The organism is Pseudomonas arsenicoxydans, from assembly GCF_006438915.1.
Lineage (GTDB): Bacteria > Pseudomonadota > Gammaproteobacteria > Pseudomonadales > Pseudomonadaceae > Aquipseudomonas > Aquipseudomonas arsenicoxydans_A.
Genome location: NZ_RCZE01000017.1, coordinates 51,885 through 68,346, shown reverse-complemented (window position 1 = coordinate 68,346; position 16,462 = coordinate 51,885). Strand labels below are relative to the sequence as shown.

Annotated in this window: 16 protein-coding genes; 6 read left to right on the top strand and 10 right to left on the bottom strand. The window is 59.0% G+C overall.

The window, feature by feature from the left end:
• Nucleotides 1–121: 121 nt before the first annotated feature.
• On the top strand, nt 122–790 hold the full coding sequence (locus EAH78_RS28495; protein WP_140671185.1) for a polysaccharide lyase family 7 protein: 669 nt from the start codon (nt 122–124) through the stop codon (nt 788–790).
• A gap of 444 nt (nt 791–1,234) precedes the next feature.
• On the opposite strand, the gene EAH78_RS28490 is transcribed toward EAH78_RS28495, so the two are convergent.
• From EAH78_RS28490 to tkt, 7 genes are all read right to left on the bottom strand, one after another.
• A complete protein-coding gene (locus EAH78_RS28490; RefSeq protein WP_140671182.1) occupies nt 1,235–1,468 on the bottom strand; it encodes a ubiquitin-like protein in 234 nt (77 codons plus the stop codon).
• Between the two features lie 351 nt (nt 1,469–1,819).
• A complete protein-coding gene (gene fba, locus EAH78_RS28485; RefSeq protein ID WP_008151974.1) occupies nt 1,820–2,884 on the bottom strand; it encodes a class II fructose-bisphosphate aldolase in 1,065 nt (354 codons plus the stop codon).
• A gap of 305 nt (nt 2,885–3,189) precedes the next feature.
• Nucleotides 3,190–3,522: an MliC family protein gene (locus tag EAH78_RS28475; RefSeq protein WP_140671177.1), complete on the bottom strand. Its 333-nt coding sequence runs from the start codon at nt 3,520–3,522 to the stop codon at nt 3,190–3,192.
• Between the two features lie 56 nt (nt 3,523–3,578).
• Entirely contained in the window at nt 3,579–3,800 is a 222-nt protein-coding gene (locus tag EAH78_RS28470) for a hypothetical protein (RefSeq protein WP_027926617.1), read from the bottom strand.
• A 33-nt stretch (nt 3,801–3,833) separates the two neighbouring features.
• Nucleotides 3,834–4,997 (bottom strand): phosphoglycerate kinase, encoded by a 1,164-nt coding sequence (locus tag EAH78_RS28465; protein ID WP_033060390.1) that lies wholly within the window; start codon nt 4,995–4,997, stop codon nt 3,834–3,836.
• A gap of 17 nt (nt 4,998–5,014) precedes the next feature.
• On the bottom strand, nt 5,015–6,076 hold the full coding sequence (gene epd, locus EAH78_RS28460) for an erythrose-4-phosphate dehydrogenase (RefSeq protein WP_140671175.1): 1,062 nt from the start codon (nt 6,074–6,076) through the stop codon (nt 5,015–5,017).
• A 165-nt stretch (nt 6,077–6,241) separates the two neighbouring features.
• The gene (tkt, locus tag EAH78_RS28455; RefSeq protein ID WP_140671172.1) at nt 6,242–8,239 is read right to left on the bottom strand and encodes a transketolase; all 1,998 of its coding nucleotides are present in this window, start codon (nt 8,237–8,239) and stop codon (nt 6,242–6,244) included.
• Between the two features lie 273 nt (nt 8,240–8,512).
• Between tkt and EAH78_RS28450 the strand changes: the two genes are divergently transcribed.
• The 4 genes from EAH78_RS28450 to EAH78_RS28435 all read left to right on the top strand — a co-directional run bounded on the left by EAH78_RS28450 (nt 8,513) and on the right by EAH78_RS28435 (nt 13,092).
• Nucleotides 8,513–9,508, top strand: coding sequence for an ArsR/SmtB family transcription factor (locus EAH78_RS28450; RefSeq protein WP_140671170.1), 996 nt, complete (start codon nt 8,513–8,515; stop codon nt 9,506–9,508).
• An 18-nt stretch (nt 9,509–9,526) separates the two neighbouring features.
• Nucleotides 9,527–10,717 (top strand): methionine adenosyltransferase, encoded by a 1,191-nt coding sequence (metK, locus tag EAH78_RS28445; RefSeq protein ID WP_140671167.1) that lies wholly within the window; start codon nt 9,527–9,529, stop codon nt 10,715–10,717.
• 208 nt (nt 10,718–10,925) lie between these two features.
• On the top strand, nt 10,926–12,599 hold the full coding sequence (gene ligB / locus EAH78_RS28440) for an NAD-dependent DNA ligase LigB (protein WP_140671165.1): 1,674 nt from the start codon (nt 10,926–10,928) through the stop codon (nt 12,597–12,599).
• A 97-nt stretch (nt 12,600–12,696) separates the two neighbouring features.
• A complete protein-coding gene (locus EAH78_RS28435; protein WP_140671164.1) occupies nt 12,697–13,092 on the top strand; it encodes a DUF1090 domain-containing protein in 396 nt (131 codons plus the stop codon).
• Between the two features lie 171 nt (nt 13,093–13,263).
• Here EAH78_RS28435 and EAH78_RS28430 read toward each other — a convergent pair whose 3' ends face one another.
• Nucleotides 13,264–13,713 carry a c-type cytochrome gene (locus EAH78_RS28430; RefSeq protein WP_027926609.1) on the bottom strand — a complete coding sequence of 150 codons (450 nt, stop codon included), beginning with the start codon at nt 13,711–13,713 and terminating at the stop codon, nt 13,264–13,266.
• Between the two features lie 128 nt (nt 13,714–13,841).
• Here EAH78_RS28430 and mltA point away from each other — a divergent pair, with 128 nt between their 5' ends.
• On the top strand, nt 13,842–15,026 hold the full coding sequence (mltA, locus tag EAH78_RS28425) for a murein transglycosylase A (RefSeq protein ID WP_140671163.1): 1,185 nt from the start codon (nt 13,842–13,844) through the stop codon (nt 15,024–15,026).
• Nucleotides 15,027–15,167: 141 nt separating this feature from the next.
• Here mltA and EAH78_RS28420 read toward each other — a convergent pair whose 3' ends face one another.
• Together EAH78_RS28420 and EAH78_RS28415 are read right to left on the bottom strand one after the other, a co-directional pair.
• On the bottom strand, nt 15,168–15,554 hold the full coding sequence (locus tag EAH78_RS28420; RefSeq protein ID WP_140671161.1) for an MAPEG family protein: 387 nt from the start codon (nt 15,552–15,554) through the stop codon (nt 15,168–15,170).
• 39 nt (nt 15,555–15,593) lie between these two features.
• Entirely contained in the window at nt 15,594–16,427 is an 834-nt protein-coding gene (locus tag EAH78_RS28415; RefSeq protein ID WP_140671159.1) for an EamA family transporter, read from the bottom strand.
• Nucleotides 16,428–16,462: the final 35 nt, after the last annotated feature.

The following is a 16,462-nucleotide window of genomic DNA, read 5'->3' as shown; positions in this document are numbered from 1 at the left end:
AAATATCTGCCGGACGAGCATTAACAAAGGGGCCTCGTACGCTTATAAAGACCGCCCCCCGATGCGCGTGCCAGAGCTTCTGGCACGGGCGTGCAGCAAAAAATTTGTGGAAGCTTTGTCTATGATCGATCTCGCAACCTGGAACCTCAGCGTTCCCGTTGGCAATCCGCCGTACACCGTTGAAACCGCCAAACTGGTGAAAGGCTTCAAGGACCAATACTTCCACTCCGACACCGGCACCTTGTTTTTCTGGGCACCGGTTACCGGCTCCAAAACGGCCAATGCCAAATATCCCCGCACTGAACTTCGCGAAACCTACAGCAATGGCACCTTGCGTAATTGGCTTTATCCGGACGCTGACAACACCCTTCGCGCGACGCTGGCGGTGAATCAGGTGCCGAGTTCAGGGAAGATCGTTATCGGCCAGATTCATGCTTATGAAAGTCAAAAACCGCTGGTGAAGGTCGAGTATCAGTACAAGACCAGCACCTCTACGGGCAACATCGTCGCCAAAGTGCGGATGCATCCGGATGACGGTGAAGGTCGGGTGATCACCATCGCGACCGGCGTGAAGATGGATCAGGAGTTTTCCTACCTCATCCACCTCAGTCCTGGCGGTGCGCTGGGCATCAGCGCGGCAGGCTATCAGTGGGACACCAACATCAGCGCGACGTGGCGCGACAAGCCGCTGTATTTCAAGGCCGGGGTCTATGTGCAAGACCACACCGGGTACACCAGCGAGGGCGGCAAAGTGACGTTCAGCAAGCTGGATATTGATCACGATAAATAGCCTGACCGCGAACTTTAGATCTTTGGTTCCTGTGGCGAGGGAGCTTGCTCCTGCTGGGCTGCGAAGCAGCCCCACTCCCTGCCACCCCCACTCCCACAGACAAACCACAACACCCCATTTACGACGACTGCGCCGCCGAGCGGGAGCAAGCTCCCTCGCCACTAAAAACCGCGTTTTGGTCCTACACCCCGGTTGCAGCCATCAAAGTCGGCGCTTTTAGTTCACCCCGTCTGCTGGTTGCGGTCGGTGATAGGGTTCGTAGCCCTAAAGGCACGAGTGGCTCTACTGTTAGATCCAAAAGACTTACTTAAAGAACAAATGGGGAAGGCAGATCTAATTAGTCAAAAACAGTACTTCGCCCTCTATCTGTCAGCGATATTCACGCGGACTGTCACCCGCCTTCTTTACGCTTAACGAACAAGGCAAATATATTTTCTGGAAATCCTATAAACCACCCTTTAATCGAATAACAAAATTAAGAGTATCCTCTTCTTTAACATTGTAGTCCGCCAGTGTGCGCCCGTCCTCCATCTGCCTGCCCGCAAAAATCAAACGCAGCCGGTCCGGAGGAATTTGGGCTTCATCCTGAATCTTCTGTTTTACATTCTCAATTGAATCCGAAGCCCGAACATCTAATGTAAAAACTTTTTCGCTCTGATCCTTCATATAAATTTTCATTCCAGTCTCCTCTCACACAATAAAAAAGCGGACAAATCTATTTAATACACCTAACTCTATCTTCATGTGTAACGCATTAAACAATAGGTAACGCCCGGCATTAAATCACCTGTAATAGTTGACAGTTTTTAATATTTTTTTGCAGTAATACATATAACTAAAGATGCAATAGGCTCAGCGTGCGTGCTGTGCTACCAATCATCCGCATCGTGTCGTGTAACGAATCCACAACATGCAAGCTGCATTCACGGAGCCAAATGATGTGAAGTGCTACCTCGGAGATCTGAAAAAGTCGCCCACAAAAAACCCGCCTCTCGGCGGGTTTTTTATGTAACTCAAACACTAAAGGTCTTAGTTAACCTTAGCGTTCAACTCACCCTTCAAGTAACGCTGATACATCCCTTCCAACGAGATCGGCTTGATCTTCGAAGCGTTACCCGCCGTACCAAACGCTTCATAACGAGCGATACACACATCACGCATCGCCGTCACAGTCGCGCCGAAGAACTTACGCGGATCGAACTCGCTCGGGTTGGTGGCCATCAGGCGACGCATCGCACCGGTGGATGCCAGGCGCAGGTCAGTGTCGATGTTGACCTTGCGCACGCCGTGCTTGATGCCTTCGACGATTTCTTCAACCGGCACGCCGTAGGTTTCTTTGATGTCGCCGCCGTACTGGTTGATGATCGCCAGCCAGTCTTGTGGAACCGAAGAAGAACCGTGCATCACCAAGTGGGTGTTCGGGATGCGTTTGTGGATTTCCTTGATGCGGTCGATGGCCAGCACGTCGCCGGTAGGCGGCTTGGTGAACTTGTACGCGCCGTGGCTGGTGCCGATGGCGATGGCCAGGGCGTCGACCTGGGTGCGTTTGACGAAGTCAGCAGCTTCTTCCGGGTCGGTCAGCATCTGGCTGTGATCCAGAACGCCTTCGGCGCCGATGCCGTCTTCTTCACCGGCCATGCCGGTTTCCAGCGAACCCAGGCAGCCCAGCTCGCCTTCTACCGAAACGCCGCAGGCGTGAGCCATGGCCACGGTTTGTTGGGTGACGCGGATGTTGTAGTCGTAGTCGGTCGGGGTCTTGCCGTCTTCGCCCAGGGAACCGTCCATCATCACCGAGCTGAAGCCCAGTTGGATGGAGCGCTGGCAGACGTCAGGGCTGGTGCCGTGGTCCTGGTGCATGCACACCGGGATGTGCGGGAATTCTTCGATTGCCGCGAGGATCAGGTGACGCAGGAACGGAGCGCCGGCGTATTTGCGAGCACCGGCCGAGGCCTGGACGATCACCGGGGAGTCAGTCTTGTCAGCGGCTTCCATGATGGCGCGCATCTGCTCAAGGTTGTTGACGTTGAAGGCTGGAACGCCGTAGCCGAACTCGGCTGCGTGGTCCAACATCTGGCGCATGCTGATAAGTGCCATTGTGTGTGTCTCTCCCGGTTTGGGTCGTTAATCGTGCCAGCCTGCCGTAGCGGCGGCGGCTATTCAAGTTATTGCAGATCGGGGGTTGGCCCGGGCTGCGAATTCGGTGCTGCCAAAATCCTTGTAACGCGGAACCTTGTGGCGAGGGGGCTTGCCCCCGTTCGGCTGCGAAGCAGTCGCAAATCGAATGTCGCGGTTTAACTGATGTATCGCGTCCGCTGGCTTCGGGAGCGCTTCGCACTCCAACGGGGGCAAGCCCCCTCGCCACAAAAGCTCGCTTCCACATTAGGCCTGTGGTGTGTCAATTACTGCGCTTTACAACCGCGGCCAATCAAATCATTGGTGGCGACCCAGTACACCAGGCCTTCCTCACCTTTTACGTGAAACGCCAGCATGTCATTGCTGTACAGCGAACCTTCGGCGCCCGGCTCCTGCTTCAAGCGGTACACCTGATCAGCCCCGCCGAGGCGCACGTCGACTTCCTTGCGGCTGTCGTCGGTGTAGCGCCACAGCACTTTGGCCTGGCTGTCGCAGGTCCAGGTGGTCCAGTTATCCACAGGGGCGGACGACTGGAACAGGTTCAACTGAGCGCAACCGGCCAACAACGCCAACGCCATAACGGCGATAAAACCTTTCATCCATGTTCCTCGACTGACGGCGCACGCCGCCAGCCCTGAGTAATGAGTCAGACCCGTCAAGGACAACCATGTTCCTTGGCGGGTGTCTGTGTCTCGTATTTATCCAGGCCATCGGGTCCGGAACGCTTGTTGAGCACAGGATTGGTTTCCGCTTGCCAGTCGGCCTGGTAGCAGCCTTTTTCCTGCGATTGCGGCGCGGGCTCCGGCGTGGCTTTCGGGTTACTCCCGCAAGCCGCCAGCATGCCCGCTGCGATCAACAGCGTTAAGGTCTTGACCATGTAAACACTCCTTTGCCTGGTCAATGGGCGGCCTCAGGCCTTGGCCCGGCTTTCCAGGACTTCAACGGCTGGCAGCACTTTGCCTTCGACGAATTCGAGGAACGCGCCGCCGCCGGTAGAAATGTAGGAGATCTGATCGGCAACGCCATATTTATCGATGGCCGCCAGGGTGTCGCCGCCGCCAGCGATGGAGAATGCCGAGCTTTCTGCAATGGCCTGGGCCAGCACTTTGGTGCCGTTGCCGAACTGGTCGAATTCAAACACGCCGACCGGGCCGTTCCACAGAATGGTCTTGGACGACTTCAGCAGCTCGGCGAAATTGGCCGCGGTCTGCGGGCCGATGTCCAGGATCATGTCGTCGGCAGCCACGTCAGCGATCAGCTTGACGGTCGCAGTGGCGCTCTCGGCGAATTCCTTGGCAACCACAACGTCCACCGGCAGCGGCACGCTGACTTTGGCAGCGATAGCGCGAGCGGTGTCCAGCAGGTCCGGTTCGTACAGGGACTTGCCGACCGGGTGACCGGCAGCCGCGAGGAAGGTGTTGGCAATGCCGCCGCCAACGATCAACTGGTTGCAGATCTGGCTCAGGCTGTTCAACACGTCGAGCTTGGTCGACACCTTGGAACCGGCAACGATGGCCGCCATTGGCTGGGCCGGGGCGCCGAGGGCTTTGCCCAGTGCGTCCAGCTCGGCAGCCAGCAACGGGCCAGCGGCAGCGACTTTGGCGAACTTGGCCACGCCGTGGGTCGAACCCTCGGCACGGTGAGCGGTGCCGAAGGCGTCCATCACGAACACGTCGCACAGGGCGGCGTATTGCTGGGCCAGTTCGTCAGCGTTCTTTTTCTCGCCTTTGTTGAAGCGCACGTTTTCGAACAGCACGATGTCGCCGGCTTTCACGTCGACGCCGCCCAGGTAGTCAGCAACCAGCGGCACTTCGCGGCCCAGGGCCTTGCTCAGGTAGTCAGCCACTGGCTTGAGGCTGTTCTCGGCCGAGAATTCGCCTTCGGTCGGGCGGCCAAGGTGCGAGCAGACCATCACGGCCGCGCCTTTCTCCAGGGCCAGCTTGATGGTCGGCAGCGAGGCCAGGATTCGCGCATCGCTGGTGACAACACCGTCCTTGACTGGGACGTTGAGGTCTTCGCGGATCAGTACGCGCTTACCTTGCAGATCGAGGTCGGTCATCTTCAACACGGTCATGGGTCGCAATTCCTGAGTTACTGTTTTGGAGAAGCTGTTGGAGTAGCTGTTTGCAGATAGTGTTCTGCAACGTCCAGCATTCGGTTGGCAAACCCCCATTCGTTGTCGAACCAGGCCAGGATGTTCACCAGCCGCGGGCCGGAAACTCGAGTCTGACTGGCATCGACAATGGCCGAATGTGGGTCATGATTAAAATCACAGCTTGCGTGGGGAAGCTCGGTGTAGGCCAGCAAGCCTTTAAGCGGGCCACTGGTGGCGGCCTCGCGCAGAATCCGGTTGACCTCGGTGGCGTCGGTGTCGCTGACGGTCTGCATCGTAATGTCGAGGCAAGACACGTTAACCGTCGGCACCCGTACGGCTTTGGCCTGAATTCGCCCGGCAAGTTCCGGCAGCAGGCGTTCGATGCCGCGTGCCAGACCGGTGGACACCGGGATCACCGACTGGAACGCCGAACGGGTGCGGCGCAGGTCTTCGTGGTGATAGGCGTCGATCACTGGCTGATCGTTCATCGCCGAGTGAATGGTAGTGATCGACACGTATTCCAGGCCGATGGCCTGATCCAGCAAACGCAACAGCGGCACGCCGCAGTTGGTGGTGCAGGACGCGTTGGACACCAGCAGTTCGTCGCCGGTCAGGCAATCCTGGTTCACGCCGTAGACGATGGTGGCGTCGACATCCGCCTCGCTGGCCATCGGCTGGGAAAACAGCACACGCGGCGCTCCGGCGTCGAGGAAGCGCTGACCATCGGCACGCGTGTGATAAGCGCCGGAGCACTCCAGCACCAGATCGACGCCCAGCGACGCCCAATCGATGCCTTCGGGGGTGGCACTGCGCAGGACCTTCACGCAGTCACCATTAATATGCAGACAATCACCCTCAACCCGCACTTCGCCGGGAAAACGCCCGTGAGTGGAGTCGAAGCGTGTCAGGTATTCGATGCTGGCCATGTCCGCCAGATCGTTGATCGCGACAATTTCAAACCCGGCCTTTTCGCCTCGCTCAAACAACGCACGCAAGACGCAACGACCAATCCGGCCGTAGCCGTTGAGTGCAACTTTGTAAGGACGCGGTTGAGGCATGGGGTTCTCGATTACCGTGGTGAAACCGTTATTTCAGCGTTGGCCGGACCGACGCCTTCGCGAGCAAGTCGAACCGTCGCACCGCCGCTCCCACAGGGAAATGCATTCCGATGTGGGAGCGGGCTTGCTCGCGAAAGCGGCAGTCCAGACAAAGCAACTTCCGGATCAGTCTTCCAGCAGCTCTTCAGCCTGACCCAGGATGTTTTCCAGGGTGAAGCCGAACTCTTCGAACAAGGCAGGCGCAGGCGCCGACTCGCCGTAGGTGGTCATGCCGATCACGCGACCTTCCAGGCCCACGTACTTGTACCAGTAGTCCGCGTGAGCGGCTTCGATAGCGATACGGGCGCTGACCTGCAACGGCAGAACAGCCTGCTTGTAGTCGGCGTCCTGAGCATCGAACACGCTGGTGCAAGGCATCGAGACAACGCGCACTTTGCGACCCTGTTCGGTCAGCTTGTCGTACGCCTGAACGGTCAGGCCCACTTCGGAACCGGTGGAGATCAGGATCAGCTCAGGCTCGCCGTCGCAGTCCTTCAACACGTAACCGCCACGGGCGATGTCGGCGATTTGCAGGGCGTTGCGATCCTGGTGCTGCAGGTTCTGACGCGAGAAGATCAGCGCCGAAGGGCCGTCCTTGCGTTCCAGAGCCAGCTTCCAGCACACGGCCGATTCAACGGCGTCGGCTGGGCGCCAGGTGTCGAGGTTCGGCGTGCTGCGCAGGCTGGTCAGTTGCTCGATTGGCTGGTGAGTCGGGCCGTCTTCGCCCAGACCGATGGAGTCGTGGGTGTAGACGAACACCACGCGCTTCTTCATCAGCGAAGCCATGCGTACTGCGTTGCGCGCGTATTCCATGAACATCAGGAAAGTCGCGCCGTAAGGCACCAGACCGCCGTGCAGCGCCACGCCGTTCATGATCGCGCTCATGCCGAACTCGCGAACGCCGTAGTACATGTAGTTGCCGCTGGCGTCTTCAGCCGACACACCTTTGCAACCTTTCCACAGGGTCAGGTTGGAACCGGCGAGGTCAGCGGAGCCGCCCAGCAATTCAGGCAACAGCGGGCCGTAGGCATTCAGTGCGTTCTGGCTGGCTTTACGGCTGGCGATGGTTTCGCCCTTGGCCGCGACTTCAGCGATATAAGCCGACGCTTTTTCCGCGAAGTCAGCCGGCAGCTCGCCGCTCAGGCGACGGACCAGTTCATTGGCCAGCTCAGGGAACGCAGCGGAGTAAGCAGCGAAACGCTGATCCCACTCGGCTTCGGCCGCTTTGCCGGCTTCCTTGGCGTCCCACTCGGCGTAGATGTCAGCCGGGATTTCGAACGGACCGTGGTTCCAGTTCAGCGCCTTGCGGGTCAAGGCGATTTCCGCATCACCCAACGGGGCGCCGTGGCAGTCTTCTTTACCCTGCTTGTTCGGCGAACCGAAACCGATGGTGGTCTTGCAGCAGATCAAGGTTGGCAGCGGGCTTTTGCGCGCCGTCTCGATGGCGGTCTTGATCTCTTCAGGATCATGACCGTCGACATTGCGGATCACTTGCCAGTTGTAGGCTTCGAAACGCTTCGGGGTGTCGTCGGTGAACCAGCCTTCGACTTCGCCGTCGATGGAGATACCGTTGTCATCGTAGAAAGCGATTAGCTTGCCCAGGCCCAACGTACCGGCCAGGGAGCCGACTTCGTGGGAAATGCCTTCCATCATGCAGCCATCACCCAGGAACACGTAGGTGTGATGGTCGACAACGTTGTGGCCAGGACGGTTGAACTGCGCCGCCAGGACTTTTTCTGCCAGGGCAAAACCGACGGCGTTCGCCAGGCCTTGGCCCAGTGGACCGGTGGTGGTTTCAACGCCTGGGGTGTAGCCGAATTCCGGGTGACCCGGGGTGCGGCTGTGCAGCTGGCGGAAGTTTTTCAGGTCATCAATCGACAGGTCGTAGCCGGTCAAGTGCAGCAGCGAGTAGATCAACATCGAGCCGTGGCCGTTGGACAGCACGAAGCGGTCACGGTCAGCGAACGATGGATTACTCGGGTTGTGCTTCAGGTAGTCACGCCAAAGTACTTCGGCGATATCCGCCATACCCATAGGGGCACCGGGATGGCCGCTGTTGGCTTTTTGCACGGCATCCATGCTGAGGGCACGAATGGCGTTGGCACGCTCACGACGGCTGGGCATCGCTGTTCTCCTGCGGATATTGAATCGAGAGTGAATAAAACGAATCGGAAAAAAGGCGAGCATTTTCCCTCACCGGGCCGCCTCGGGGCAATGACAGATAGTCATCTGGAGGCGTTTTTCCATGTGATAACGGCGGTTTCGACGGGTGAAACCTTTCCGCTGTCCGATTGTTGACTGAACCTAACGTCAAGAAGTGCCATCTATCGAGCAATATCAAAACTTTTTGATATTGCTCTTGCAGTGATTTCGACCCGTCACTAGACTGCTGGCCTTATGAATTTACGCGTGCCTTCCATTCAACATGACGATTGCGACGAGCTGGCGGCCCTCTGCAAGGCCGGCGGCGACCCTCTGCGTCTGAATGTATTGCGCGCCCTGGCCAACGATTCGTTCGGCGTACTGGAACTGGCGCAGATCTTCGGCATCGGCCAATCCGGCATGAGTCATCACCTCAAGGTATTGGCCCAGGCCGCCCTGGTGGCGACCCGCCGTGAAGGCAACGCGATTTTCTACCGTCGCGCCCTGCCTCACACCGACCTGCTGGGCGGCAAGCTGCACGCCGCCCTGCTGGAAGAAGTGGACAACCTGACCCTGCCTGCCGATGTGCAGTCGCGGATCGGTCAGGTGCACGGGCAGCGAGCGGCGGCCAGCCAGGACTTTTTCTCACGGGTTGCGGAGAAATTTCGCGCCCAGCAAGACCTGATCGCCGGCCTGCCGCAGTACCGCGAAAGCGTGGTGGCCTTGCTCGACAAGTTGAGTTTCGGCAAAGGCGCCACGGCTATTGAAGTCGGCCCCGGTGACGGCGAGTTTCTGCCGGAACTGGCGCGCCGCTTCACGGAAGTCACCGCGCTGGACAACAGCCCGGCGATGCTCGAACTGGCACGCCAGGTCTGCGAACGTGAAAAGCTGGCTAACGTCAGCCTGCAATTGGCCGATGCATTGAACGGTGTAAGCCTTCAGGCCGATTGCGTTGTACTGAACATGGTATTGCACCATTTTGCTGCGCCGGCCGAAGCACTCAAGCACATGGCCGACTTGCTGCAACCGGGCGGTAGCCTGCTCGTGACAGAGTTATGTAGCCACAACCAGAGTTGGGCCAGGGAGGCCTGCGGTGATCTCTGGTTGGGGTTTGAACAGGACGATTTGGCCCGTTGGGCCACCGCTGCGGGACTCGTTCCCGGGGAAAGCCTCTATGTAGGCTTACGCAATGGTTTCCAGATCCAGGTCCGCCATTTTCAGCGACCGGCTGGCGACACTCACCATCGGTAAATTCAGGAAAACATCGAGATGAGCGAATACTCCCTCTTCACCTCCGAGTCCGTGTCTGAAGGACATCCGGACAAAATCGCCGACCAGATTTCCGATGCGGTGCTGGACGCCATCATTGCTGAAGACAAGTTCGCCCGTGTGGCGTGCGAGACTCTGGTAAAAACCGGCGTTGCAATCATCGCCGGTGAAGTGACCACGTCGGCCTGGGTCGATCTGGAAGAAATCGTCCGTAACGTCATTCTGGACATCGGCTACAACAGCTCCGATGTCGGCTTCGACGGCGCCACTTGCGGTGTGATGAACATCATCGGCAAGCAATCCCCAGACATCAACCAGGGTGTTGACCGTGCCAAGCCTGAAGATCAGGGCGCCGGCGACCAGGGTCTGATGTTCGGCTACGCGAGCAACGAAACCGACGTGCTGATGCCAGCACCGATCACCTTCTCCCACCAGCTTGTGCAACGCCAAGCCGAAGCCCGTAAATCCGGCCTGCTGCCTTGGCTGCGCCCGGACGCCAAGTCGCAAGTGACTTGCCGTTACGAAGGCGGCAAGGTTGTTGGTATCGACGCCGTTGTACTGTCGACCCAGCACAACCCGGAAGTGTCGTACAAAGACCTGCGCGAAGGCGTGATGGAGCTGATCGTCAAGCACGTGCTGCCTGCCGAGTTGCTGACCAAAGACACCCAGTTCCACATCAACCCGACTGGCCAGTTCATCATCGGTGGCCCGGTTGGCGACTGCGGCCTGACCGGTCGCAAGATCATCGTCGACAGCTACGGCGGCATGGCCCGTCACGGCGGCGGCGCGTTCTCCGGTAAAGATCCATCGAAGGTTGACCGTTCGGCCGCCTACGCCGGTCGTTACGTGGCCAAGAACATCGTCGCTGCCGGCCTGGCCGAGCGCTGCGAGATTCAGGTTTCCTACGCAATCGGTGTTGCCGAGCCTACGTCGATCTCGTTGAACACCTTTGGCACCGGCAAAATCAGCGACGACAAAATCGTCAAACTGGTTCGCGAAGTGTTCGACCTGCGTCCATACGCAATCACCACCATGCTCGACCTGCTGCACCCGATGTACCAGGAAACCGCTGCGTACGGCCACTTCGGTCGCACCCCGGCCACCAAGACCGTGGGCGAAGACACCTTCACCACGTTCACCTGGGAAAAAACCGACCGCGCCGACGACCTGCGTCTGGCTGCTGGCCTGTAAGACTTCCCCGGCGGTACCCAAAGCCCTGCACGGTTCGCCGTGCGGGGCTTTTTATTGGGTTTTGCTTTGCACCGCGTACCTGTGGGAGCGAGCCTGCTCGCGAAGGGGCCCGCCTTGTCACCCGGAAACACCAGGCAAAACACCCACCCTTCCCGCCCGAAAATTTTGACTAGCCTTCAAACACCCCACTTGAGCAAGGACGCTCACGATGCTTCTGCGCCTGTTTTCCGTTTTCCTCCTGGCCTTGTTCAGCCTGAACTCGAACGCAACAGACTGCCCCGACTGGCCATCCGCCCGCGCCCTGGACGAAATCAACTCGCTGCAAAAACAGATCGACCTCTGGGACGACCACTACCACAGGGGAGGACGCTCACTGGTCGCCGACGAAATCTACGATCAGTCCCGCGCGCAACTGATCGAATGGCGCAAGTGCTTTGACTTGGGTCTCGCCCCCGAACCCTTGCGCACTGCCGGCGGCAAGATCGCCCACCCGATCGCCCACACCGGCCTCGACAAACTGCGCGATGGTCAGGCTGTGGAAAACTGGCTGCGCGATCGCAAGGACATCTGGATACAACCCAAAATCGATGGGGTGGCCGTGACGCTGACTTATCGCAACGGCTTGCTGCATCAGGCGATCAGCCGTGGCGATGGCATCAATGGCCAGGACTGGACGGCCTCGGCGCGACTGATCCCCGGCATCCCCCAAAAACTTGTGCAACCTGTAGACATGCTGGTGCAAGGCGAACTTTATTGGCAGTTGACCGACCACGTACAAGCCAAAGCCGGGAGCCAAAATGCCCGTTCCACCGTGGCCGGTCTAATGGGCCGCAAAACGCTCGCCCCTGAACACGCCACCAACATCAGGCTATTTGCCTGGGACTGGCCAGAAGGCCCCGCCGATCTGCCCGAACGTATCGCTGCCCTGGATGAGCTGGGTTTCCCGAGCGCTGCGCCTTACAGCCAACCTATACAGACATTGGCCGACGCCCAACGCTGGCGCGATCACTGGTATCGCTCGCCGCTGCCGTTTGCCAGTGACGGGGTCGTCCTTCGCCAAAGCCTGCGCCCCTCGGCCGAACGCTGGCAGGCGAAGTCACCCTACTGGGCCGTCGCCTGGAAATACCCTTTCGCGCAGGTACTGGCCGAGGTCCGAAAAGTCGACTTCAAGGTAGGACGTACCGGACGAATCACACCGGTGCTGAACCTGAAACCGGTGACGCTCGATGACCGGCAGGTCAAACGCGTAAGCGTCAGCTCCCTGCAACGCTGGGAGAAACTGGACATCCGCCCCGGCGATCAGGTGTCCATCAGCCTGGCCGGACTGACCATTCCCAGACTCGACAGCGTTGTGCATCGCAGCACCGAACGCCCCGAGCTGAAGATTCCGCTGGCAGCCGACTTCCATACTTTGAGTTGCTGGCAGCCGACGCCGGGGTGCGAGAGCCAATTCCTCGCACGACTAACCTGGCTCAGCGGCAAGCAGGGTCTGGCCTTGCCTCATGTCGGCCCCGGCACCTGGGAGAAACTTTTAGAAACAGGCCGTCTGAATAGCCTTCTGGATTGGTTGACCTTCGACGCTCAAGAGCTTGCTACCATTAACGGCTTCGGCGAACGCAGCAGTGCTCGTCTTTTAAACAGTTTCAACAGTGCTCGACAGCGCCCCTTCAGTCTTTGGCTGAAAGCCTTGGGTTTACCACCGACGGGGCAGGCGCAGCTTGCCGATTCATGGCAGGCACTTGTGAACCGAAACACCGAACAATGGCAGGCTGAAGCCGGTATCGGCCCCGGGCGCGCGGCGCAATTGAGCGCGTTTTTCCGCGACCCGCAGGTCCTGGCCTTGAGTGAAACATTGCGTGTTGCCGGGATTGACGGTTTCTAGATACCGGCAATCCACGGCAACCGGGAACCCCCAAGGGCCGATGCGCTCCAACGCCCATTGCCACACCGACCCGCTTGCCTTTGCACATGGAGCTTTTATGAAATTTCTTTCACCGCTCGCCCTGTTGACCCTTTGCAGTGTGCTGGCCGCTCCACTGATGGCGGCTGAAGAAGCACCGGAACTGACCGGCTGCGCCGCCAAGAAACAGGGCATCATCAACCAGATCGAACTGGCCAAGTCACACGGCAACGCCGATCAGCAAGCAGGCCTGGAAACCGCCTTGAGCGAAGTCACGGCGCATTGCACCGACGCCTCGCTGAAGAAAGAACGGGAAAACAAAGTCCTCGACGCCAAGCATGACGTCAGCAAGCGCCAGGCCGATCTCGACAAAGCCATGAAGAGCGGCGATCCCGACAAAATCAACAAGCGCAAAGACAAACTCGCCGAGTCCCGCAAGGAATTGCAGGACGCGCTCGACGAACTGGATAAGTAAGCCATCACTGAATCAGCGGTATACCTGTGGCGAGGGAGCTTGCTCCCGCTCGGCGGCGCAGCCGTCGTAAACCCGGCTAATGCGGTCTGCCTGAATAACCGCATTTGGGGCTGCTTCGCAGCCCAACGGGAGCAAGCTCCCTCGCCACAGTTGGGCAGCAGGTCCACTCAATCAATGATCCCGAAACTGTTTATGGCACGCACTGCAGGCATCTTCGACTTTCTGCACCGCCGGCCCCAGGTTGCTGGCCTTGTACGGCTGAACCTGACTGGCGATCACCAATTCACCGGTGGCCGCTTCAAGGTTGCGGGACATTTCCTGAAAACGTGCCTGCTGTTGCCAGACATTGTCCTTGGCACTGGTGTGATCTTCTTCGCGCACCTGTGGAAAATGTTTCCACGGTTCATGGGACAGCGCATCGAGTTTCACGGCGCCGTCGGCGAATTTCTGACCGTCAAACGGAATGCGGCCACGCAGCATGCCACCCAGGTCTTCGCCGGTCTTGAGCATCTGCTTGAAGATCGCCTTACGTTGACCCAGCGGCGAATTCGGATCGACGCCGCCGCAAGCGGACAACGTCAGGCAGGCCAGCAATACAACAGAAAGTCTTTTAAGAGTCATGGTGGCTTCAGGTCACGGGAAACGGCGGCCAGTATCCTCGCGTCATCGACAAAGACCAATAGCCCTATTATCAATACGGGTTGTTTGAGCGCATGGAGCGCTCAGGCGACCGGCAAAGGAATTACTCCATGAACAGCCGTTTCAAGGCATGGCGTCACCACCTCGCGTGGACTCTTCCAATGGTGGCCGTCCTCGCCGGCTGCACCGGCGGCGATAACAACAAACCAAAAACCCACGCACTCGCCACCTACTCCAGTGCCACTTGGGAAGCATTGCCGGCCGTGTCCGACAGCGATCTGGTCGCCGGCTTCGGTTCGTGGCGCAGCGCGTGCAACCGACTCAAGGCCGACCCGGTCTGGGGTTCGACCTGCACCGCTTCCGCCAACGTGCCGCAAACCGCCACCGATATTCGCGAGTTCCTCAAACAGAATCTGGACGTCTACGGCCTGCGCGCCGCCAATGACAATCCCAACGGCTTGATCACTGGCTACTACGAACCGGTCTACCCCGGCAGCCTGACGCAATCAGCAGCGGCGAACATCCCGGTGTACGGCGTGCCCGACGACATGATCATTGTCTCGCTGGACAGCCTCTATCCGGAACTCAAGGGCAAGCGCCTGCGCGGTCGACTGGAAGGGCGAGTGCTCAAGCCTTACGACGATGCGGCAACCATTGAGACCAAAGGGGTCAAGGCCCCGGTGGTGGCCTGGCTGACGGATCCGATGAACCTGCAATTCCTGCAAATCCAGGGCTCGGGGCGTATTCAGCTCGATGACGGGCGCCAGCTGCGCATCGCTTACGCCGACCAGAACGGCCATCCGTATCGCCCCATCGGTCGCTGGCTGGTGGAGCAAGGCGAGCTGAAGAAAGAAGACGTGACCATGGGCGCGATCAGCACCTGGGCCAAGGCCAACCCGACGCGTATTCCCGAACTGCTCGGCAGCAACCCCAGCTATGTATTTTTCACCCGTAACCCGGACAGCAACGAAGGACCGCGTGGCTCGTTGAACGTACCGTTGACCGCTGGATATAGCGCGGCTGTGGATCGCAAAGTGATTCCGCTCGGCAGTCTGTTGTGGTTATCGACCACCAAACCGGACGGCACTGCATTGGTTCGCCCGGTGGCGGCTCAAGACACCGGCGGCGCGATTGCCGGCGAAGTTCGGGCGGACCTGTTCTGGGGCACCGGCGAGGCTGCCGGGCAATTGGCCGGGGACATGAAGCAGCAAGGACAGATCTGGATGTTGTGGCCTAAAGGTGCCGCCTTGCCGCAAGTGCCTCAAGTGGCTGACGCGGCGAAGACGACTCCCTGACCTCTGCAGCGACTGACAGATAGCTTTCGCGAGCAAGCCTGCTCCCACATTTGACCTCAGTGAACACAGCATTTGTGTACAACCGAGATCCAGTGTGGGAGCGGGCTTGCTCGCGAAGGGGCCGGTAAAACCAACGAAGCTCTATCCGACCGACACCACAAAAAAACTCACAATCAACCCCATCCCCACAAACCACACCAACGACCGCAAAATCGCCCAGTCCGCCAGGTAGCAAATGATGTACAGCAACCGGCTGGTGATGAACAACACCGACAGCACATTGATCGTCACCAACTCGGCATTGCCGGCCAGGTGCGCCACGATCACCGCTGCCGCGAACGCCGGGGTCACTTCAAAACTGTTCAGTTGCGCCGCGTGCGCACGCCTGCCCAAACCATTGAGTGACTCGAGAAAGTCCCGGGGATCATGGTTGTCTTTCAGGTTATACCGACCACTGGCCTTGGCGATGCCAGTGCAGACGTAAGGCAGGATAATCGCGATCAAAATGCACCACAGCGCAACCGTCATAAAGCAGTCCTTTCTTCAGTTTGGAAATTCGGGTATCGATTAAAACTTCATCACCAGGATGCCGATCAGCACCAGCCCACAGGCTAAGAGCCGTGGTCGGCCGAAAGGTTCTTTCAGGTAGCGCATGCCGAACAGCACCACCAGGATCACGCTGATCTCACGCAACGCTGCCGCTTCGGCAATCGAGCCCAGCTGCATCGCCCACAGCACCAAAGCGTAGCTGAACAACACACAAAACCCGACCGCCAGCCCCAGCCGCCATTGCTCCCGCCAGAACAGCTTGAACGCCGGCCGCTTGCGCACCAGCGCCAGCAGCGGAAATGGCCAGGCACTCAGCAACGTGACCCACACCAGATAATCCAGCGGGTGCGACCAGCGCCGCAGCGCCTGACCATCGATGAACGTGTAGCAGCCAATGCACAGACCAATCAGCACCACCACCGGCAACATCGACCACGGCAAACGTGCGCCGCCCCCGCCCTGCCACAACAGGCACAGCATGCCGAACGGGATCAGCAGGATGCCGAAGATCTGCTGATTCGTCAGCACTTCCCCGGCGAAGATCAGTGTGAGGGCGAGCACCACCAACGGCGACAGCCCGCGCATCAACGGATAGACCAGCCCCAGGTCACCGACCCGATAGGCCTGAATCAGCAGGTAGCGATACAGCAATTCGAACGCCGCCGAGGCCAGGATCCACGGCCAGATGTCGAGGGGCGGCACATTCACAAACGGCAGCATCACGGCGACAAACAACATCGCCACGCTGTCCATGCAGGCCACCACCAACAGGCGTTCAGCACTGAATTTGATCAGGGTATTCCACGCTGCATGCAACAGCGCCGCTACTAACACCAGTGCTGTTGCAAGCACGGCCCACTCCTTAATTGTTTTTGTTTCCGGCGGGA